The organism is Candidatus Lernaella stagnicola, assembly GCA_030765525.1.
GTDB lineage: Bacteria > Lernaellota > Lernaellaia > Lernaellales > Lernaellaceae > Lernaella > Lernaella stagnicola.
The window spans coordinates 249,539-269,854 of sequence record JAVCCK010000010.1; the positions used below are offsets into that span (position 1 = coordinate 249,539).

At 61.3% G+C, this 20,316-nt stretch carries 17 protein-coding genes and 1 pseudogene; 6 read left to right on the forward strand and 12 right to left on the reverse strand.

What is annotated here, in order from left to right:
- Positions 1-1,176, reverse strand: a complete 1,176-nt coding sequence (locus tag P9L99_05385) for a GNAT family N-acetyltransferase (GenBank protein MDP8222774.1) — start codon at positions 1,174-1,176, stop codon at positions 1-3.
- On the reverse strand, positions 1,177-2,706 hold the full coding sequence (locus P9L99_05390) for a radical SAM protein (GenBank protein MDP8222775.1): 1,530 nt from the start codon (positions 2,704-2,706) through the stop codon (positions 1,177-1,179).
- 166 nt (positions 2,707-2,872) lie between these two features.
- Between P9L99_05390 and P9L99_05395 the strand changes: the two genes are divergently transcribed.
- Positions 2,873-3,694, forward strand: a complete 822-nt coding sequence (locus tag P9L99_05395) for an endo alpha-1,4 polygalactosaminidase (GenBank protein ID MDP8222776.1) — start codon at positions 2,873-2,875, stop codon at positions 3,692-3,694.
- A gap of 9 nt (positions 3,695-3,703) precedes the next feature.
- On the opposite strand, the gene P9L99_05400 is transcribed toward P9L99_05395, so the two are convergent.
- From P9L99_05400 to P9L99_05410, 3 genes are all read right to left on the reverse strand, one after another.
- Positions 3,704-5,137 (reverse strand): hypothetical protein, encoded by a 1,434-nt coding sequence (locus P9L99_05400; protein MDP8222777.1) that lies wholly within the window; start codon positions 5,135-5,137, stop codon positions 3,704-3,706.
- Between the two features lie 102 nt (positions 5,138-5,239).
- Positions 5,240-5,446, reverse strand: coding sequence for an FG-GAP repeat protein (locus P9L99_05405; GenBank protein ID MDP8222778.1), 207 nt, complete (start codon positions 5,444-5,446; stop codon positions 5,240-5,242).
- Positions 5,447-5,495: 49 nt separating this feature from the next.
- Positions 5,496-8,939 carry a hypothetical protein gene (locus tag P9L99_05410; GenBank protein ID MDP8222779.1) on the reverse strand — a complete coding sequence of 1,148 codons (3,444 nt, stop codon included), beginning with the start codon at positions 8,937-8,939 and terminating at the stop codon, positions 5,496-5,498.
- A gap of 159 nt (positions 8,940-9,098) precedes the next feature.
- Here P9L99_05410 and P9L99_05415 point away from each other — a divergent pair.
- From P9L99_05415 to P9L99_05430, 4 genes and pseudogenes are all read left to right on the forward strand, one after another.
- Positions 9,099-10,469, forward strand: a pseudogene (locus P9L99_05415) (TIGR03013 family PEP-CTERM/XrtA system glycosyltransferase).
- A gap of 69 nt (positions 10,470-10,538) precedes the next feature.
- Entirely contained in the window at positions 10,539-12,935 is a 2,397-nt protein-coding gene (locus P9L99_05420) for a GH92 family glycosyl hydrolase (GenBank protein ID MDP8222780.1), read from the forward strand.
- Positions 12,920-13,417, forward strand: coding sequence for a Smr/MutS family protein (locus tag P9L99_05425; protein ID MDP8222781.1), 498 nt, complete (start codon positions 12,920-12,922; stop codon positions 13,415-13,417). Before P9L99_05420 ends, P9L99_05425 begins: the two co-directional genes overlap by 16 nt.
- Complete coding sequence (locus P9L99_05430) at positions 13,414-14,265, forward strand: amidohydrolase family protein (protein MDP8222782.1); 852 nt, start codon at positions 13,414-13,416, stop codon at positions 14,263-14,265. Before P9L99_05425 ends, P9L99_05430 begins: the two co-directional genes overlap by 4 nt.
- A gap of 8 nt (positions 14,266-14,273) precedes the next feature.
- Here the strand turns inward: P9L99_05430 and P9L99_05435 are convergent, their stop codons facing one another.
- On the reverse strand, positions 14,274-15,044 hold the full coding sequence (locus P9L99_05435) for a GDSL-type esterase/lipase family protein (GenBank protein MDP8222783.1): 771 nt from the start codon (positions 15,042-15,044) through the stop codon (positions 14,274-14,276).
- Between the two features lie 101 nt (positions 15,045-15,145).
- Here P9L99_05435 and P9L99_05440 point away from each other — a divergent pair, with 101 nt between their 5' ends.
- Positions 15,146-16,063, forward strand: coding sequence for a PIG-L family deacetylase (locus tag P9L99_05440; GenBank protein MDP8222784.1), 918 nt, complete (start codon positions 15,146-15,148; stop codon positions 16,061-16,063).
- Between the two features lies 1 nt (position 16,064).
- On the opposite strand, the gene P9L99_05445 is transcribed toward P9L99_05440, so the two are convergent.
- From P9L99_05445 to P9L99_05470, 6 genes are all read right to left on the reverse strand, one after another.
- Positions 16,065-16,802: an SUMF1/EgtB/PvdO family nonheme iron enzyme gene (locus P9L99_05445; protein ID MDP8222785.1), complete on the reverse strand. Its 738-nt coding sequence runs from the start codon at positions 16,800-16,802 to the stop codon at positions 16,065-16,067.
- A complete protein-coding gene (locus tag P9L99_05450) occupies positions 16,799-17,611 on the reverse strand; it encodes an SUMF1/EgtB/PvdO family nonheme iron enzyme (GenBank protein MDP8222786.1) in 813 nt (270 codons plus the stop codon). Before P9L99_05450 ends, P9L99_05445 begins: the two co-directional genes overlap by 4 nt.
- An 11-nt stretch (positions 17,612-17,622) precedes the next feature.
- A complete protein-coding gene (locus P9L99_05455; protein MDP8222787.1) occupies positions 17,623-18,066 on the reverse strand; it encodes a hypothetical protein in 444 nt (147 codons plus the stop codon).
- A gap of 107 nt (positions 18,067-18,173) precedes the next feature.
- The gene (locus P9L99_05460; protein MDP8222788.1) at positions 18,174-18,926 is read right to left on the reverse strand and encodes a formylglycine-generating enzyme family protein; all 753 of its coding nucleotides are present in this window, start codon (positions 18,924-18,926) and stop codon (positions 18,174-18,176) included.
- A 201-nt stretch (positions 18,927-19,127) separates the two neighbouring features.
- The gene (locus tag P9L99_05465; GenBank protein MDP8222789.1) at positions 19,128-19,700 is read right to left on the reverse strand and encodes a hypothetical protein; all 573 of its coding nucleotides are present in this window, start codon (positions 19,698-19,700) and stop codon (positions 19,128-19,130) included.
- A gap of 29 nt (positions 19,701-19,729) precedes the next feature.
- Positions 19,730-20,305 (reverse strand): hypothetical protein, encoded by a 576-nt coding sequence (locus P9L99_05470; protein ID MDP8222790.1) that lies wholly within the window; start codon positions 20,303-20,305, stop codon positions 19,730-19,732.
- Between the last annotated feature and the right edge of the window lie 11 nt (positions 20,306-20,316).

A 20,316-nucleotide genomic window follows, 5' to 3' on the forward strand; every position in this document is an offset into this window, starting at 1 on the left:
TTATCCTTTGCCCAACAGGCGCTTGACCTTGCCGCGCAGTTCGTCGTCGGTATTGAGCTTGCTGTGCAGCATGAAGGCGCGACCGCGCACGCCGCGAGCCGCCTGCCACTGTACCAATTCCCGCGTCAGCTTTGCCCAATGCAATTTGTACGCGGCGTCGCCGCGCAGAAAGTTGTACTCCGCCGCGCCGTCGTCGGCCGCTTCGGCCACCGCGTAACTCAGCGCCACGTAGCCAAGGTTGTAGCGGTCCCAATGCGGGTCGGCGCTGCTGCCCTGCTGATAGAGATACACCCGGTCGCCGACCCGGTAGGCGTAGGTGGCGAACACGAGTTCGCCGTTGATCTCCAACAGGCCGAGCCGCAGCCAGCCGCATTGCAGGCCCAGGCGGGCCATTTCCTTGTGAAAGCCGATGAAGCGTTCGTTGACGAACACGCCCGGCAGGCCGTCGGCGTTCCATCGCTCCAAGTGCAGCGCGATGAAGCGATCCATGTCCGTGTCGAGGGTGTCCGGGTCGTTTTGGTTGCGGTGTACGACCTCATGGTTGAGTTGAAGCTGCCGCACCTTTTTGCGGGCGTTGAAGCGGCCCTTCTTGCTCAGGGTTTGCAGGTACGCATCGTAGCCGCCCATCAACTCGGCATACGGCGCCACGTAACGAAAGCGCCGCCGCGCCCCGCCGAAGTGTCGCGCCAGGCTCTTGCCGACCGCGGGGGCCACCGGGCTTTCGGCGGGCATGTCGCACAGATCGATCACGTCAAAACCGCCGGAGTTTTTCAGATGGCCGAGCATGGCGTCGACGATTTCTTCCTCCCGCCCCGGCAGCACCAGGGGTTGGAGAAAATCCGAGCAGATTTCGCCGCTGCCCAGGTAGGCCAGCACGCGCACCTTGGTTCCCTTGCCCGGCACCGGCATCTTGCGCTCGCCGATCATGTCGATTTCGACTTCGCCGAAGGTTCGCGTCGCGAGAAACAGCGGCATGATGCCCACGACCCGCTGCTCGTCCTCGGCGACCACGATGTGCAATTGCCCCAGTTCGGCGTAGTGCTTCCACCATGTCGCATTCCACGCGTACGAGCTGAAGAGCGCGTCCCCGGCCCCGGCGGCCGACAGCGCTTCCCACGGTTCCTGCAGTTGTTGCAGGCCGTCCCGATCGGACACCGTTCGCAATTCGAGCGTCATTTACAGAACCTCACGCAGCCCTTTGAACCATCCCCACTTGCCGATGACCGTGTCTTTGACGAAGCGCGCCAGCTTGTACTCGAGGGGCCACTCGTAGCGCAGCTTGAACACACGCCAGCGGCTCAGGCGGTGCAGCAGGCGCAGGGGCAGCCGCAGTTTGTGGGTGCGCATTCGTTCCTGCATCACCGTGTCGGGGATCGCGAATTTGAAATAGAAGCGCGTGGCCATATGCAGCAGGCGCGCCAGTTTTTCGTCGACCCACGGCATTTCGGGGTCGTACGGGCTGTAGATGACAAAATCGGAAAGCCGCTTGGCGTAGGGCAGCCCGAACTCGTGGGCCCAGTCGTACAGGGGCGTATCGGGAAACGGCGTGTAGTAGAAGTGCGACATGTCGGCGTCGGGCGCCAATTCCTTGAGCTCGGCCATGAAGCGCAACGTGTGCTTTGTATCGTGCCAGTTTTTCTCGTCGGGGAAGCCGACCATCAGCGAGTACACAGGGTGAATGCCGTACTTCATAACCCGCCGGCTGCATTCCAAAACATCGGCGGGCCGGATTTCCTTGAGGATCAAATCCATGATTCGCTGGCTGCCCGACTCACCGCCGATGGCCAGTTCGCGGCAACCGCTGTCATGAATCAGTTGCATGTAATCTTCTTCGTAGCGCAGCATTTGATCGACGCGCACGCTGGTGCGCCAGGGCACGACCAGGCCGTGGTCGATCATCCCCTCCATAACGCGACGCGCCCGCACCTTGTTGGTGAAGAAATTCGAATCGTGGAAATCGAAGCCCTCGACGCGGTACTGCTTGATGAGTAATTCCATGTCGGCCAGTACGCGCTCGACGCTTTGGCCGAACCAGCCACGCTCGAACAGCGAGGTGATGTGGCAGAAGGTGCACTTGCCGTGGCACCCGCGCGACGAGGTGTAATTGATCGCCCGGTCGATGCCCTGAATCATCTGCTGGCACCGCCCGCCGTCGCGGCCGATGTACCAGTCCAGGTCGACCTTGTCCCACCCGGACGGGAAATCGTCGAGGTTTTTGTCCAGCGGGCGCGGCGCGGTCAGCCGCAGCTTGCCGCCCTCCATGTAGGCGAGTCCGGGCACTTGCGACACGTCGCCGCCGCCGGCCAGCGCGGTCATCAACTCGGGCAGCGTCGTTTCCGACGTGCCCACGGTGCAGTAATCGAGCGTCGGCTCGCCCAGGTTCGCCTCGGGCGCCATCGACGCCTGCCAGCCGGAAAACACGACGGGCAGATCGGGCCGCACCTTTTTGGCCACCTGCGTGGCGGTGATTAAATCGACGAGTTGCCGCCCGACTTTGCCGATGATCACCAGCGCCAGCGCGTCCCGCAGTTCGTTTTCGACCGCGTTTTCCCAGTCATGCGGGTGCCGTTTGGCGTCGAGAATGCGGCCGTCGAACCCGTGGTCGTCGAGGATCGCCGCCAGGCGCATGGCTGCCAGTGGGGCGAAAGTAAAAATCACCGGGCGTTCTTCGCGACCGATGGCGAAAACCACCTTGGGTTTGGGCATGCAGAAATCCCCTCGTTGGTAAAGCCGTGTTTCCCGACCGTTGTTGCGGGTAGAGGATAAACGGAGCGACGCGCGGAGTCAACGAAATGGACTGGCGGGCGTAGCTTGCAACGCTTCCCGCTCTGCGGGAAAATAGCTCGGCCTACGATGTGGAGAGCGGCACGCAATGATTCGAACCACTCCAACCGCGGTCTTATGGTTGGCCGCGACCCTTCTTGCAATCACCGCCGGCTGCGGCGGTAACGACGACAATGGCAACCACCACGCGGGCGGCGACTGGTCGCCGCCGGTGGGAACGACGTGGCAGTGGCAACTGCTCGGACCGATCGACGACTCCTTCGACGTGGACGTGTACGACATCGATCTGTTCGACGTCGAAGTTGCAACCATCGCCGGATTGCAGGCGGACGGGCGTACGGTGATCTGTTATTTCTCCGCCGGAAGTTGGGAAAACTGGCGGGAAGATGCGGACGAATTCCCGGCGCAGGTAAAGGGCGAAACGCTGGAAGGATGGCCCGACGAGCGCTGGCTGGATATTCGTAATCACGCCGTGCGCAACGTGATGGAAAAACGCCTTGATCTGGCCGCGGCCAAAGGGTGCGACGCCGTGGAACCGGACAACGTCGACGGTTACACCAACGCCAACGGCTTCGGCCTGACCAACGCTGACCAGCTTGATTACAACCGCTGGCTGGCGGCGCAATCGCACGCGCGAGGGCTGTCGGTCGGGTTGAAAAACGATTTGGACCAAGTTGCGGAACTCGTCGACAATTTCGATTGGGCGCTCAACGAACAATGCCGCGCATACGACGAATGCGACATGCTCTCTCCTTTCCTGCAGGCAGGCAAAGCGGTTTTCAACGCGGAATACGTCGAGAATTGGTCGGACGCCGCGGCGCTCCGCGACGAAATTTGCGGCACGCATCCGCAGCTATCGACGATCATCAAACAATGGGATTTGACCGCACGCCGGCTGGCGTGTAACTAACTTCCCGCCTCAGCACCCACATCCGGAAGCGTCGTTATCGTCACCGTTGTCGGATGAATCGCCCGCCGCATCGGTGTCATCGGTGTCGTTTTCGTCGTTATTTGTGTCGTCATCGTCATCGCCGGCGTCGTCATCGGCGTCGTCCGCGTCATCATCGGTGTCGTCATCGGTGTCGTCGTCATCGTTATTGTCGTCGTTATCGTCGTCATTATCGTCGTTGTCGTCATCGTCGTCGTCATCGTCGCCCGGAAAGCCCGGCGCGACGTGGTCGAAAAACACGAGGATCGCGCCGCCCATCTCCGCGCCGAACAAGCCGTTCGCCCCCAGCAGCAGATCGGGTGTGTCGTTGCCGTTCAACTCCGCCACTTCCACCATCTGCCCGAGGAAAAACTGGTCGGCGGGTCCGTAGTACAGCGCGTTGGCGTCCACATCGGCCACCGGCACCTCGTCGCCCATTCCATCCAGGCGACTGGTATCGATGCGCGCCGCGATGCCGTTGTAGGAAAAGCCACCGTAGATCTCTTTCGGCGCGGCGAAGATCAGGCTGGGCTCGCCCTTGGCGTCCGGCAGGTGCGTGAGAGCGACGTGTTCGAAGTAGTAGTTCCAATCGCCCGCGCCCAGTAGGGTCAAATCGGCCCCGTCGGTGGTGACATCCAACAACGCGCCCGGCGTCAGACGGGTGCCGTCGATCACGAGCAAGGCGCCCGCGAACTTGCCCGCCACGTCGTAGAAGGGGTCGGCGATAATCGCGTCGGGCGTTGCATCGCCGAGGTAATCGCCGAAGGCCACTTCGACGCCAAACTGCAAGAAGGCCGCGTCATCGCCGGTGAAAATCACGGCGTCGGGATCCTTGAGATCCTCGCCGTCAGCCGAAGGAGTTCGCCCCAGAAAGAGCAAAACCGCGCCGTGATGGCCGTCGTCGGTGTAATCCGGCGCGCCGATCAGCACGTCGTCTTTGCCGTCGCCGTCCAGATCCGCGACCGCGAAGATCTTGCCGAAACCGTCCCCAAAATGGCCGGGCGACAAAATCGTGAAATCGGCCGGCTCGCTTTCCAGATCGATGGTGCGCGGCGACGCGGGGCGATCGATCGGCCCCAACAGCACGTACACCCGCCCGGCGTCTTCGTAGGGTCCGGAGCCGATCAGCAGGTCATCGACGCCGTCGCCGTTGAAATCGGCCGAGCCCATGGCGATGCCCAGCCGCATGTATTCGCGGTCGTGGTAGACGCGCAGGTCCGGCTCGCTTTCGGTCAGGTCGACGACCCATTCCGGCGGCGTGTCATCCCGCCCGTACATCACCGTGACCTCACCGGCCCACATGTAACTTCCCGGTTGCGAGATGAAATCGCCGATGACCACGTCGTCGAGGCCGTCGTCATTCAAATCCGCCAAGGTCAGCGAGCCGCCGAAACCGCCGCAATTCGGTGGTCCGTAGATGAGCACGTCGGGTTTGTAATCGGCCAGGGGAACCGACCCCGAGAGGTCGTCGAAGGGGCCGAACAGTCCGAAAATACGTTCACCCGCCCGGGGCGAAGTCGCGGCGAATCAGTCGCCCGGCGCGGCGATGAACAGGTCGGTAACGCCGTCGCCGTTGAAATCGCCGGTCGCGGTGATGAAGCCGATGTTATCACCCTGCTCGCCCAAAAAACCGATGTCGGCATCCGAGGCGGGAATGGTGACGGTGGCAAAAGCGGCGCCGGCCATCAAAACCAGCGCCGCGGTAAGAGCTATGGCAATACTTTGCTGTCGCATATTTTTCTGGCTCCTCGATCCCGGTTGGCGGCAAGCCGACGGGCAACATCTAACGAAGATAATGCTCCCAAAGCCATTTGTCCGGCGGGACCTGAATCAGGTCGCCGTAGACGCCAAGGTACGCGTTGTTCAGGCCGATCGGGGCCAGTTCGAGGATCGACACCGAATACCCCTCGAACGCGGGGATCGGGAATTCGTCGAGGAACGCCGTGATCAGCGGCAACACGATCGACACCAGCCCCGGCAGGAAAATCTCGAGCAACTCGTCGGGCAAAATGAACATCGACTCGATCACGTCGAGGCTGATCGTCGGGAAGCCGATGGAGAAATCGAGAGCCGTGCCTTCCACGTTGGTGCCCACGGTGACGGGCGCCTGCAGGGCGATCACCATCTGCATGGCGTCGACCGGGTCGCCGGTCTCGGGCACCACCGACAGATTCAGGAAGAACTCGCCCATCTCGAGTTCCAGGCCAACCTCATCGGCCGGGTTCATGTCCACCACCGGAGGCAGTAGCGGATTCAGCTCGATCGCCACCTCGGCGTCGGCCCCGGCGATGTCGCTGATGCCCGGGAAGAACAGTTCGAGATCCCCCGCGGTCATATCCCACGTGAAGCCGAATTGCGGCGCGGTGGTGGAATCCAGCGTGAAGGACATCAAGCCCGAGCGGTACACGATGTGCAGCATCTGGTTGATCAAATTGCCGCTGAGCGCCGCGCCGATTTGGTAGTTCAGGCCGCCCGGCGTGTTTTGACCGAAGTGCGGCGTCGAGGTCAGTTTGTAGAACGAGCCGTCGTGGGCCGGCACGGTCGGGTCGTAAGAGTCCACGTCGGTGATGGCGTCGAGCCAAATCTCGATACCCTCTTCCTCGACCTCCAAATCGTTGAACTCGGCCTCCACGGAAAGCTGGTGCCCGAGCAAATCGAATTCGAACGCCAACTCCAAATCGCCGAGCAGATCCTCGATGATCGCGGGCACTTCATCCTGGATGATCTGGTTCGCGTAGTCTTCGACGATCGGCCACAACGCGTTGAGCAGCGCCGTGGTCAACAGCGGGTCGACGCCGCTGATCACCAGCGACAGCCCCTGCTTGCTGATGGTGATGTCGCCGATGGTGATCATCAGGTCGTGGTTGCCGTCCAAGCCCACATACACCGGCGTCGAGGCGCGAATCCAGTCGGCCGACAACGTCCCCGTGTATTGGACTTCGGAACCGTCATCCTTGGTGCAGGAGATGTCGGCCGCAATGCTCACGTCGAGGTTGTTGATGAGCACTTCGGTGGCGATGTAGCCGGTCGTCGCGTTCAGCGTGAGTTGAATCGGATCGATCGACACGCTGTCCGGCGCCAAGTCGACGGTACACACCAGGAAGCCCAGATCGAAGACCTCGTTGATCGTCAGGTTGTCCTCGAGCAGTTGTTCGAGGTTGAATTCGGTGGCCAGGAAGTCCTCGGCGATCGCCTCCACTTCATCCAAGCCGCCTTCGGTGACCATCGCGCCCACCGAGTCATCGACCCACGAGCCGTTGGGCAGGTAATCGCCGCGCAAGACGCTCAGCGAGTAAAACGCGCTGCGCCCGGACCCGTCTTCCACGTAGGCTTCGAAAATGTTCAAACCGACTTCCAGCGGGAAAGGCACATAGAACATGCCCCCGGCGAACGGAATATCCATGTCGTTGATCTGGAACACGGCGATTTCACCGCCCACGTCGTAGACGTTACCGCCCAGATAGATTTGCGAGGCTTGGGTGAAGGTGCCGCGAGCAGGTGAAGTCCACTCGACGACCGGCGGGGCGAAGTCGAGCACGATGACCGTTTCCTGGTCCGAAACCGTCAGGTAGGTCGCCCGTATGGAGAACGTGCCGGCCTGCATGAAGGTAATCGTCTGCGCCTCTTCGTCCAGGGTGATACCCGTGGTGGGATACACCGAGACCGTGAAGCCTTCTTCGATCGTGTTGCCGTAGATGTCCTGGCCTTCCACGGTGTAATTTTTCGTGGTGCCCGCGTTGAAGATCAACGGCGGTTCGATGTCGATATCCACATCCTGCGGGAAGCCGGGCCGCACCTCGATGGTCTTGGTGGAGAACACGGCCGGATAGCCCAGCGCCTCGGCTTTCAGTTCAAACGAGCCGGTGGCGACGAAGGTGAATTGGTTGCCGTTTTGCGTGACGCCGATCCCGGGCGTGACCGTGAAAACGATCTGCGCATCCGGCAGCGGGTCGTCGAATTGATTGAGCGCCAAGGCGTTGGCGATGACCGTGCTGCCGGCGGGGATATCGGTGGAGGAAACCGCCAGGCTGATCGAGGCGGGGATTTCGTCGAATGCGTAGTGGGTTTCGGTGTCCGAAAGCAGTTCCTTGCCGGCGAATTCGCAACTGGAGGTGAACACGAATTCGCCCGTGGCGATGAAGGTGAACACCTCGCCGTTTTGCGTCCAACCGGTTTCCGGCGCGACGGTGTGGTTGACCGTCACGCTGCCGGTGATGTCGTTGCCTTCTTCGTCGTACGCGGTCACCGCGCGGGTCACTTCCGTGCCGACCTGCGCCGTGGCGTGCGAGAGTTGCAGGTCCAGATACGCCCCGTCGGACATGTTGAAGGACACTTCGTCCGAGTTGGCGCCCAGATCGTTGGACACGTCCACGTGCAAGGTATGCGCGCCCGCGGTCAGGCCGCCCAGCGAGCCGAAAATGCTGGTTGCCGAGGCGCTGAGTTGATCGGTGACATCGTCGCCGTTGAGCGTGGCCGACCAGGTGTCCACTTCGCCGATGGCAATGTTCACATCCACTTCGGGCGTGATATAGGTTTCGCCCCCGACGGGCGCCACGATGTCCACGCTCGGCGGATCGCCGGGATCGTAAGTGAAACTGACGTTATCGGTGGCCCACCCGGCGGCGTTGTCGACGCGCACGAAGAGGCTGTAGACGCCCTTGATGTCGGTCAGGCCGGTCAGGCTGCCGGTGATCGAGGTGGCGGTCGCGGTGAGTTGTCCGGAGATATCTTCGCCGTTAAGCGTCACGACCCAGGTGTCCATGTTGGACACGGCAATGTCCACGTCTACGTTGACGCCGACGTAGGTTTGGCCGTTTTCGGGCGAGATAATTTCTGCCGTGGGGTCGGGCACCGGCGAGCTGTCATCATCGTTATTGTCATCATCGTCGTCGTCGTCATTATCGTCGTCATCATCGTCGTCGTCGTTATCGTCGTCATCGTCGTCGTCGCCGGCGGTGTCGTCATCATCGTCGCCGGTCGTGTCGTCATCACCGGAGGTATCATTGTCGTCGTCATCGTCGTCACCGCCGGTGTCGTCGTCGCCGGAAGTATCGTCGTCGCCGGAGGTGTCGTTGTCATCGTCGTCGCCGGGAGTTACCGGCGGGCTTTCGTCATCGTCGGTGGCGCGGTCGGTCGCGGTTTCATCGTCGCCTCCGGAGCCGCCGCAAGCCGCAGCCAGGGTGAGGGCAAACACGAGTATTACCAGCCACACTATTGAGCGTTTCATGAGACACATCCTCCGCAATACAAATCCAACAAAAACAGGCCTTCCGGCGGCGTGAGTATAGCCGAATCTCACAGTCACCACAAACCAAAGCTCCCGTTTTACCTTGACTCCGCGGCACCGCGTGGCTCATGATAAAACTCTAATTGTGGCAGGATAACGATGCGTTCCAACACAAGCCGTACCTTTGTCTTTACGGTGTTCCAGGACTTGATCGTCCTGGGGTGCATTTCGCTTGCCGGGTACCTGCGTTTTCTGTACGACGCGTATCCGGTATTTACCGTTGAGAAACTCGGCTCGTTTTTCCTGTTGTACATGGTGATCAAGCTTTGCTACCACTACTTCGATCTGTACGAAGTGGCGTTGCACATTTCCTTCCGCGAGTTTTTCACCAATCTGCTGAAAGCTTTCATCGCGGCGATTTTGCTCGTTACGCTGATCGATTCCATCTGGGACACGCCGAAAACGAGTGACTACATCCTTACGTTGACGGTGCCGATCTCCATTTTCGCCACCATCATCTACCGCTTGCTGTGGAACGAATTCAGCCGCGAGTCCAGCTTCACGCAGCGGGTCGTGATTCTCGGCTCGGGCCGCGCCGCGCAATCCGTCCTCGAAGACGTGCTGCGCTACGCGCACTCGGGCTACGACGTGCTGGGCGTCATTACCGAAAAGCACTCGGATCAAGAAGACGTCCTGGGCTTTCCCGTGCTCGGCCACGCCAAGGAACTGATCAAAATCGCGGACGAATTCCCCCTCGACATGATCATCGTCGCCCTGGACGAGCAGCGCGGAAACCTACCGACCGAAGAACTGATGGAACTCAAACTCACCGGCGTGCGCATTATCGACAACGTCACCTTCCACGAGTTGTTCTCGGGAAAGATCATTCTCGAATCCCTGCGCCCGAGTTGGTTCGTGTTCACCGAGGGGTTCAAAGTCGACCGCCTGCGCCTGTTTCTCAAACGCGCCTTCGATTTGGTTTCCTCCATGGTCGGCATTGTGGTGACCGCCCCGATCGCCATCCTGTTCACCATGCTGATCATGTTGACCAGCCGCGGCCCGGTCTTGTACCGGCAAGAGCGCGTCGGCCTGCAAGGCAAGACCTTCATGTTGCTGAAGTTCCGTTCGATGTACATGGACGCCGAAGCGCAATCCGGCCCGGTCTGGGCGGCGCAAAACGACACGCGCGTCACGCCGGTCGGTCGCTTCATCCGCCGCTTTCGTATCGACGAGATTCCGCAAATGTGGAACGTGCTCAAAGGCGAGATGAGCTTCGTGGGGCCGCGGCCCGAAAGGCCCTACTTCGTCAAGTAACTTTCGGCGGTCATCCCCTACTACAACCAGCGCCACGTCGTGAAGCCGGGCATCACCGGTTGGGCGCAGGTGCGCTACCCCTACGGCGCTTCGGTTGAGGACGCCCGCGAGAAGCTGCAGCTCGATCTGTACTACATCAAGCACACGAATTTGGGATTTGATATCAAGGCGCTTCTCAACACGATGAAGATCCTCTTCACCAAAATGGCCCGCTGACACCCCGCTTCCGACGACGCGCATCCCGATGTACCATGACGGCCTGTAAAAACGCCCGAGGAGGCTGTCATGAGCGCGTTTCGCTGGTTCTGGATTCTCTTGCTGGTTGTTTCTCTGGTTGGTGCCGTGGTTGCGTGCGGCGATGACGACGACGATGACAACGACGACGTCACGCCCGGTGACGACGACGATGACGACGATAACAACGACGATGACGATAGCAACGACGATGACACCGCCGACGACGACGACACGACGGATGACGATGACGATGACGATGACGACGATACCGCGCCGCCCGACGTGCTCGATTACGTCGACCCCTTCATCGGCACCGGCGGCCTCGCCTTCGGCTACGCCAGCGGCTACCCCGGCCCCAAGTGGCCCTACGGCCTGATGTCGCTAAGCCCCGATACGTCTTGGCTCGGCATGCATTTCACGTTCAACCACTTCTCGGGCTACATCTACTCCGACACCGAGATTCGCGGCTTCACGCACACCCATTTCCACGGCACGGGCGCGGCCGATTACGGCAACCTGATGGTCATGGCGATGAACCAAGCGCCCGGCCGCACCATCAGCGAAAAGAACTACCGCAGCAACTTTATCAAGACCAACGAATACGCCGAGGCCGGCTACTACGCCGTGTACCTGACCGACCCGGAAGTGAAAGTCGAACTCACCGCCCGCGCGTCCGCCGGGCTGCACCGCTACACCTGGATGGGCGACGGCGACCGCTACCTCGTGGTCAATCCGTGCTCCAAAATCGAGGATAGCTGGATCGAAACCGCCGACTTCGAAATCGACGTGCCGAACCAAACCATGACCGGCTCCGTCCACCACGACGGCGGCCTGGTCGGTCGTAACGAAGGCGTGATGATCTACTTCGCCATGCAGTTTTCCGAACCCTTCACCGAGCACGGCATCTGGGAAAACGGGAACACGTCAAGCGGTGAAACCTCGGCGCAGGGCGAAGACGTCGGCGCGTATTTCGGTTTCAACGTGGCCAAGGGCGAGCCCGTGCTGCTGCGCGTGGGCATTAGTTTCCAGAGCGTCGCCCAGGCCGAAGCCAACCTCGCCGCCGAGATGCCGGATTGGGATCTCGACGACGCCGTGGCCGACAACCAGAACGCCTGGCGCGATGTCATGGGCAAGATCGAACTGGTCGGCGGCACCGAGCAGCAGCGGCGCATCTTTTACACCGCGCTCTACCACACGCATATGATGCCTACGAAATGGAGCGAGCCCAACGGCAAGTACCGCGGGTTCGACGAAGCCACTCACGACGACCAGGGCGTGGACTACTACACCGACTTCTCGCTGTGGGATACCTTCCGCACCGAGCACCCGCTGCTCTTTTTGATCGAGCCCGAAGAAAGCGGCGACATGATGCAGTCCCTCGTGCGGATGATCGAACAAGGCGGCGCGCTGCCCCAATGGCCCGCCGGCGACGGCTACACCGGCTGCATGATCGGCAACAGCGCCATGATGGTCTTCGCCGAAGCCTACCTCAAAGGCATCGACGGGTGGGATGTCCAAACCGCCTACGACGCCGCGTACGAAGTGGCCACCAGCCCGACCGCGCCGCGCGGACGCACGGACCTCCAGAACTACCTCGATAAGGGTTACATCTGTGTGGAGAACAGGGCGCGAGGCGCCAGCGACGCGCTGGAGTACTACTACAACGACGCGGCCATGTCCTGGTGGGCCGACGCGCTGGGTTATACCGCCGACGCCGCGCAACTGCTCGCGCAAAGCCAGAACTACGTGGAGCACTTCAACCCGGAAACCAAGTTCATGGAGCCGCGCTCCTGCGACGGCAACTTCCTGGACGGCTGGTGGCGGTCCAATGTGTTCAGCGAGTACTACGTGGAGGGCAACGCCTGGCACTGGAGCTTCTACGTACCGCATGATCCGGAAGGATTCATCGGCTTGTTCGACAACGAGGAAGACTTCGTCACTAAGCTCGACTACGCCTTCCGCATGGGCCAGGGCGGTCCGGATAACGCGCTGCTGCCCGATACCTACTACTGGTTCGGCAACGAGATGAACATGTTCCACAACTACATGTTCAACTACACCAGCCGCCCCGACCTCGCCCAGAAATACACGCGCTGGATCATGGAGGCCAAGTTCCGCGACGAGCCCGCCGGCCTGGACGGCAACGACGACTGCGGCACGCTCTCGGCCTGGTACGTCTTCAGTTCGCTCGGCTTCTTCCCCCTGGCCGGCTCCGATATCTACACCATCGGCAGCCCGCTTTGGGACGGCGCGGTGCTCCACCTGCCCGGCGGCGACCTGACCATCAGCGTCGAGAACAACAGCCCGGAGAACGTCTACGTGCAGTCGGTGCAGCTTAACGGAGAGGACCTCACCGAGCCCTTCTTCACCCATGACCAGATAGTGAACGGCGGCACGATCGATTTCGTGATGGGGCCCAACCCCTCCACGTGGTTCGCCCGCTAGGCACGATGGAACTCGACCTACACGGCATGACCGTCAAAGAGGCGCTGGCCGCCTTCCGCGAGGAGTACAACCGCCTGGCCCGGCACCATCGGGGCGCCGAACTCACCGTTGTCCACGGCTACAGCACGACCGGCCTGGCCGATCGCTCGATCAAATCGGCATTGCACGCCCTGCTGCGCCGCCATGCCGCCAAGCTTGCCTTCACGCCGGGCGAACAGTTCCCGAGCGGCAACCCCGGCTTCACGCGGGTTACCGTAAACGAACCGCTCGGCGACGAGTTGGAAGACGCCATCCTCGTCTTTTGCGCCACGGGCCAGACCCGCGCGAAAATTATCCGCAAGTTCCTGCGCGGCCGCACCGAAGCCGAACTCACGGCGGTGATCAAAACTCTGCAAACCAACGGCCACCTTCGCCAAACGCGCAAGGGCAAGGTGACAATTCTGCAAACCGTCGACAAATCGGCGACCAAGGACAACGCATGATGCAGTGGAAACCCGCCGCCGTAACGCAAAAGCCGCTCGCGCCCATTGCGGTCGACTGCCACGTGCACCTTTTTCCCGACGACTTGTTCGCGGCCATCGCCAACTGGTTCAAGGCCGTGGGCTGGAACCTGCCCTACCCGCCCAAAACCGCCGACGTCCTGCGACACCTAGAACATTTCGGTGTCGAACGCTTTTGGGCGCTGCCTTACGCGCACAAGCCGGGCATCGCCCGCGGCCTGAACGAGTACCTCGCCGAGCAGGCGGGCCAACACCCGCAGATCGTGCCCTTTTTCACCGTCCATCCCGAAGACGACGTGCGTGCCGAAGCCGAGTACGCCGTGAACACGCTGGGCTCGCGCGGCATGAAAATCCACGCCGAAGTGCAGCAAGTCGGCCTGCACGATAGCCGTCTCGACCCGGCCTTCGACCTGCTGGAAGAGCGCGGCATGCCCTGCGTGCTGCACGCCGGCAACGAGCCCTACCCCGACAAACGCGCCGTGCTCGATTTCGACAACACGCGCCGGCGACTCGAGAAAAACCCCAACCTCACCGCGGTCATCGCGCACCTGGGCGCGCCGGACACCGCCGCGTATCTCGCGCTGCTCGACCGCTTCCCCAACCTGCACCTGGAGGTCTCGTTCACCAACGTGCCGCCGATGATACAGGTTCAGGATCCCGCGCCCGCCGCGCTGGCCCCTTACGCCGAGCGCCTGCTGTACGGCTCCGACTTCCCCTACATCACCTTTCCCTACGCCTGGCAGGCCGACGCCTGGGCGCGGCTCGACTGGGTGAAGGAGCACCACAAATCCTTTTTCGGTGGCACGGCGAATCGCTTGATCGGCGTGTAGCCCCTCGCCTAACGCAACAAGGCCCGCAAGCGCGACGTCAAATGCCGGTTGATGTGCTGGTAAGCGTCGGAGGATAAGTGCAGGCCGTCGTAAGTGAAGCCTTCCTTGAGTTGCCCGTTGGCGTCGCTCACGAGGCGATGAATGTTCCAGAACTCCGCCCCCAGGCGGCGGCAGTTGCGCAGCAGGTCGCCGTTCACGTCGCGGATGAGCAGATTGGTCGCTCGCACCGAGAGCCCCGAGAACGTCACGCGCGTCGGCGGAATCGACACCACCACGGGTTTGATCCCGTGCCCCTGCAGCCGCTGCGCCAGGCTGGTGATGCTCTGCACGACGTGAAAGGCGCGGTCGTGGGCCGCCAGGCGATGAAAGAGCGTCAGGTCGTTGGTCCCGGCCAGAATCACCGCCACCCGCGGCTTGGCTGCAACCACATCGCGAATCAAGCGCTCATGCACGCCCAGCGTCGTGTCGCAGGAAATGCCGCGATTCAAGGCCGCGTGCGGCGTCGTGCGCGGTAGCGGCGCCCAGCCTTCGACCAGCGAGTCGCCGATGAAAACCACGCCCACCGGCGCGTCACTCGTTTTCTCGTCGCGCCGAAATTTCCGAAACCGCTCCACCGCGTGCTCGCGGCAAGAGCCCGGCAGTTCCCGCGAAAAGTGAACCGTCGCTTCGTAACGCAGCGCCGCCGCGTTCGGCCCGCCGGTTTTCTCGGAATCGTTCGCCGCAAACACCACCGCCGCCAACAGCAGCAGCGCCGCGACCCCAAACCAACCGCCCTTCATTTTCACCTCCCGCCCGGTTGCGGGCAGGTTATCACCCCGCACCTTGCGCACCCAAGGCCTGGTATTTACAATTCATCCGTTCGCATCCATGGAGAAAGCACATGCCCATTACTTCACTCGAAGATTTTTTGACCGCCCTTGACCGCATGGAACGGCCGCTGGTCGTCGTCGCTCACCAGGACGACGAAATCACCTTCGGCGGCACGCTGACCCGCTGCGGCGACCGCGCCCGCATCGTCTGGGTCACCAACGGCGACGGCCTCTACTTCCAAACCGACCTCGCGCCCAAAGAATACGGGCAAATCCGCATGGCCGAGGCCCTCCATAGCGCCGCCGCCGCCGGAGTCGACGCCGCGCGCACCGAATGCCTGGATTTCTCCGAGGTCGAGATCTACCGGCGCATGATGTACGTCACAAAGGACCCCGCCGCGGTCTTGCGCCTCAAACCCTTCTTTCAAAAGATCGCCGACGCGATCAAAGACCGCATTTTCGCCCACCGGCCCGAAGTGGTCTTCACCGGCGGCTACCAGGGCGGCAATCCCGAACACGACCTGACGCACTTCTTCACCCGCCTGGCCCTGGATGAGTACGAGCGCGAAACCGGCCTCGAAGTCCCGCTGATCCACGTGCCGATGTACGAGTACACGATCCTGATCGCCATGCGCTTCAACCCCGCCTACCCCGGCTTGCGCTGGCGGTACGTGATCAACGAACGCGAAAAGCAGGCCAAGCGCGAAATGATCGAAGCCTACCCCTCGCAGACGCAGCTTTTCGCCGAGTTCGAACGGGTGGTCGGTGCCGTGAGTTTCCTGGGCTACCTCAAGAACGGTCGGCGGCTGTCGCTGGAAGAGTACGCTTCGATCGAGGAATACGGCCCGGTTCCCAAGGGATGGGACTACCTGAAAAACCCGCACACCTTCGACTGGGCCAATTACATCGGCGACGACTTCGCCGGGGTGCCGGTTTCCTTCGACAAGTCGGTGCGGCCGATCGTGGCGTCCTTCCCGCGGCCGCTGTAGATCAGTCCACGTCCTTCACGCAGCGAAAGCCGATGCGCGGCGAGCGTACGTATTGGTGCGACGCCTCGCGCCACGCGCCCGAAAGCTGGTTGGGCTCGGCATAGAAGTAACCGCCCTTGACCACCTTCACCGCCGCGTCGCCGCCTCGTCCCGGCTCGGGACTGTAAACCTCGGCCGTCCACTCGGCCACGTTGCCCGCCATGTCCATCACGCCGAAATCGGAACGGTCTTTCGGGAAACAGCCGCCCGGCGCCGCAAAGCGAAACACGGTGTCCTTTTTCCGGCAGGCCTTCGCGTGACCGCCGTTGGCCGCCTCCGGCGCGAACTCGTCGCCCCACGGATACAGCGTGTTGCCCCGGCCCCGCGCCGCCCGCTCCCACTCGTTTTCGGTCGGCAGACGCATGCCGCGCCATCGGCAGTAGCTTTGCGCCTCGTCCCAGGTGACGTGCGTCATCGGCAGGTCGTCGCGGCCGAACGGACCAGCCAAATGAATCGCCGCGCACGCCCCCGCGGCCACGCAATCGGTGTACCGCGCGACGGTCACCTCGTGGCGCATGATGTGAAACGCCGCGACCTGCGCCGGACGCTCGGGGTTGTCCTTGGTCAGAAGAGCCGTCGAGCCCGCCATGAATGAGCCGCCTGCCACGAGCGCCAATTCGCCGTTATCGGCCCGGCAACCGGCCCACAGCGCCACGGACGCCAGCCACAAAATCGCGAATCCGGATAGATATCGTTTCATGGAACATCCTTTGAGCAGCGGAAACCCAACCGCAGGCCGCGCCCCGCCGCATGCCGCCAACCGTCGCGCTGAAAAAGCGCCGCCTCGCCGCCGTTGTTGGCGAAGCTGCCGCCGCGCACGGTGTAGGTCCGCCGCCCTTGCGGATCCTCGCCCTTGGCGGAAGCCCGCGGGTTCGTGCCGGAGGTTTTCTCGTGGTAGTCGGCGCGGTAGGTGTCGGCCGTCCATTCGTTGACGTTGCCCGCCATGTCGCGCACGCCGTAGGCCGATACGTCGCCCGGCGCCTTGCCCACCGGCCAGGTGAATCGGTACAGCGCGAGGTCGACCGGGGCGTCGGTGGTGTCGGCCAGGTTGGCGCGATTGGCCTCATACTCGTTGCCCCACGGATACCGATTACCCGCCTCGCCGCGTGCCGCCTTTTCCCATTCGGCTTCGGTGGGCAGGCGTTTGCCCGCGAACTCGCAGTAGGCTTTCGCATCGTGCCAGTTGACCAGCACCATGGGTTGGTCGTCGCCGAAAAAGCGTTCGGAGGTTGCATTCGGGTTCCACTGGCAGCGCCCCGCCGCCACGCATTTTTTGTATGCGCCGACGGTGACTTCCGTGCGGTCAATATAGTAGGCCGAAAGCGTGACGCTTCGCTGCGGCCCCAGCGGCGGCGAACTGCCCGCGCCCATCGTGAACGCCCCGGCGGGAATGACCACCATGCCCTCCGGCGCTTCGCCCGCCCCCGCCACCGCCCCGCACAGCGCTAACAGCAAGCCGATCAATAAATAACAAACACAAAAACGACCACCGGACACCGAACAAACCATTACACGTGCTCTTAGTTGTTATTGTTGTTCGTCAACACCTCATACTCCACCATTATCTGCGCCGTGGGGTTCTTCACCTCGCCGGCCACGGAGAAACTGCCGCCCTTGAACGTCATCGTCGGGGCGCAGCCGTCGGTGGATGGCACGTAATGATACGGCGCGTACGTGTTGGCTTCAACGCGCAGGATGTCTTTCGCGCCGATGGGTAGCTGCACCTTGAGCATCCCGGACTCCTGCGCCAACACCAGCAACTCCTGCCCGACGCCAAGCAACTGATCGGCCTTCTGGTCCGAGATGCCAAACAACTTCTTGAACCACCCAATCGCCTTGGTGATCACGACCTTGGCCACCGGCGCGGCGGCCGCGATGATAATCGGCACGAAGACGCCCTTGGTCTTGGTTTGCTGGAGCGCGTCGGCCTTCACGTAACCGCTTTTCCCGTCCGGCGTCTGCACGCGCCGGCACCCTGCTGACGCTGTCGCGTTTCACGGCCTGACACAAGTCGATAATCCGCACCGAAAACTCATACGTCCGCGCCCGAATATCCGGCCGCCTCAACTCATCACTCATTACCATCCCGGGAACATCGAAACCCGCCGTTGAAGGTCGCACCCGTCGGTCGATGCCCGCCCCGATACGACGCGCGCACGTGTTGGGGGCCAGTGAACCAGCTACCACCCCGAAGCACGCGGCCCAGTTTATTTTGAGTGTTGATCGGGTTGTGCTCCGGCATCCGCGAGTACCACTTTTCGTCGAACCAATCCTCACACCACTCATAGACGTTACCGAGCATGTCGTACAAACCATAGGCGTTCGGCTGCTTCTGGCCCACGGGGTGGGTTTTCTTGCCAGCTTTACTTCTATACCAAGCAACGGCTTCGATGTCATACCAAGCAACGGCTTCGATGTCCCCGTACCGTGCCCCCGTCGTCCCGCCCCGCGCTGCGTATTCCCACTCGGCCTCGGTCGGCAACCGTTTGCCCACTTTCGCGCAGTAGCGGCGCGCTTCGTTCCAATTCACCGTTTCCACCGGGCAGTTGGCGCAGTTCTTGAAGTGGCTGGGGTTATCGCCCATCACGTGCAGGTACTCGGCCTGCGTGACCTCGTGGGTGTCGATGAAAAAGGCATCCACGTACACCCGCTTGCTGGGTTTTTCGCGTTCGAAACACTCCCCATCTCCGGGCGAACAGCCCATCGTGAACCACCCGCCAGGTATTGCGGCCATGCCCTTGGGCGCATCGCCCGCCCCCGTCACCGCCCCGCACAGCGCCGCCGTCACGGCCACGAATACCGCCAAGTAAATAATTCTTTTCATGAGGCCATCCTAGTCAAGCCGCCACGCGAAACCAACCGCGTTTTTTCCCGCCAGGCTGAGCCTGGACCGGGCAAGCCCCGGCGCGACAACTGCCAGGGTGCCATAGTCTCACCGCCATCGGCGGGGAGGCTGTGCGGCTGAGACTTGGGGGAAACGGGGACATGCACTTGTTACGTGTCCCGCTTTTTACCAAGACCCCGTTCACTCGTCGTCGTCGTCGTCCGTCTCGCCGGGCCGATGCGCGATAATATCCACCGGAATGCGGTTGCTGTGCTTACCGCAGAAATCGGAAATCTCGAAGCCGTACGGCGCTCCCACACCGTCCAAGAAGTAATGCGGATCGATAACGATTTGTATCGGTCCGCCTTCTTCGCTCGAACAGCTTGCGTTTTTTATTTGTTTTTCTTCCAAGCATTGTGGTTCGCCGTTGATCACGACAAATGGATAACCGCTGTTTAGACTGCAGTACGGATGGAGATATTCAATGACGAACTTCGCATAGTCCGTGGTCAGCACGGTCGCCGGAAATTTTCTTACCTCTCCGTTGACCGTCAATTCCAACGCCAGCAACCTTGGTTGGCTGTTGGTTGGAACATCGTCACATTGACCTCTACTCGCGCCCTCGCAGCCGATATCGCCCCAGTCAGACCCCGGTGTATTTGACGGTGATTCATTATTATCGTCGTCATCGTTATCCTTCGCACAATTCAAACTTAACAAGAATAACGCTAACACCGCCACAATCAAAAACATAATTAGAGCTGTTTTTTTCATTTTTCCGCCTCGCCCAATTTCGTCTTTGCTCACTTTTCTTTTTCGTCGTCGTCGTCGTCGTTTGTCTCGCCGGGCCGATGCGCGATAATATCCACCGGAATGCGGTTGCTGTGCTTACCGCAGAAATCGGAGATCTCGAAGCCGTACGGCGCACCCTCACCGTCCAAGAAGTAATGCGGATCGATAACGATTTGAGCAGGCCCTTCTTCTTCGCTGGAAGACGTAAAGTTCAAGAATTGCTGGCCTTCCAAGCATTGTGGGACACCGTCGACTACGATGAACGGATAACCATGACGCAAATTCCGGTGTGGATGGAGATATTCAATGACGAACTTCACATAGTCGGTAGTCAGCACGGTCGCCGGATACTCTCTAACATCTCCGTTGACTGTCAACTCCAACGCCAGCAGCCGAGGCTGAACGTTACCGTCATTACATTTCGCACCTTCACAACCGATCTCCCAGTCGTCGTCAATTGGCGAGATGTCGTCATCACCTTCATCCTCGTCGTGATTGTTATCATCCTTTTTCTCACACGCAAAGCTAATTGTGAGCATTATTATTGCAACCAACACAACTAGCACGGCCATTTTTCTATTTGACATGGTTTGCTTTC

Coding starts and splice junctions, on each gene's coding strand:
- P9L99_05405 (MDP8222778.1), bottom strand. CDS start 5,446: ATGCGACAGCAAAGTATTGCCATAGCTCTTACCGCGGCGCTGGTTTTG.
- P9L99_05445 (MDP8222785.1), bottom strand. CDS start 16,802: ATGAAACGATATCTATCCGGATTCGCGATTTTGTGGCTGGCGTCCGTG.
- P9L99_05385 (MDP8222774.1), bottom strand. CDS start 1,176: ATGACGCTCGAATTGCGAACGGTGTCCGATCGGGACGGCCTGCAACAA.
- P9L99_05435 (MDP8222783.1), bottom strand. CDS start 15,044: ATGAAGGGCGGTTGGTTTGGGGTCGCGGCGCTGCTGCTGTTGGCGGCG.
- P9L99_05470 (MDP8222790.1), bottom strand. CDS start 20,305: ATGTCAAATAGAAAAATGGCCGTGCTAGTTGTGTTGGTTGCAATAATA.
- P9L99_05440 (MDP8222784.1), top strand. CDS start 15,146: ATGCCCATTACTTCACTCGAAGATTTTTTGACCGCCCTTGACCGCATG.
- P9L99_05430 (MDP8222782.1), top strand. CDS start 13,414: ATGATGCAGTGGAAACCCGCCGCCGTAACGCAAAAGCCGCTCGCGCCC.
- P9L99_05460 (MDP8222788.1), bottom strand. CDS start 18,926: ATGAAAAGAATTATTTACTTGGCGGTATTCGTGGCCGTGACGGCGGCG.
- P9L99_05410 (MDP8222779.1), bottom strand. CDS start 8,939: ATGAAACGCTCAATAGTGTGGCTGGTAATACTCGTGTTTGCCCTCACC.
- P9L99_05450 (MDP8222786.1), bottom strand. CDS start 17,611: ATGGTTTGTTCGGTGTCCGGTGGTCGTTTTTGTGTTTGTTATTTATTG.
- P9L99_05465 (MDP8222789.1), bottom strand. CDS start 19,700: ATGAAAAAAACAGCTCTAATTATGTTTTTGATTGTGGCGGTGTTAGCG.
- P9L99_05420 (MDP8222780.1), top strand. CDS start 10,539: ATGAGCGCGTTTCGCTGGTTCTGGATTCTCTTGCTGGTTGTTTCTCTG.
- P9L99_05395 (MDP8222776.1), top strand. CDS start 2,873: ATGATTCGAACCACTCCAACCGCGGTCTTATGGTTGGCCGCGACCCTT.
- P9L99_05390 (MDP8222775.1), bottom strand. CDS start 2,706: ATGCCCAAACCCAAGGTGGTTTTCGCCATCGGTCGCGAAGAACGCCCG.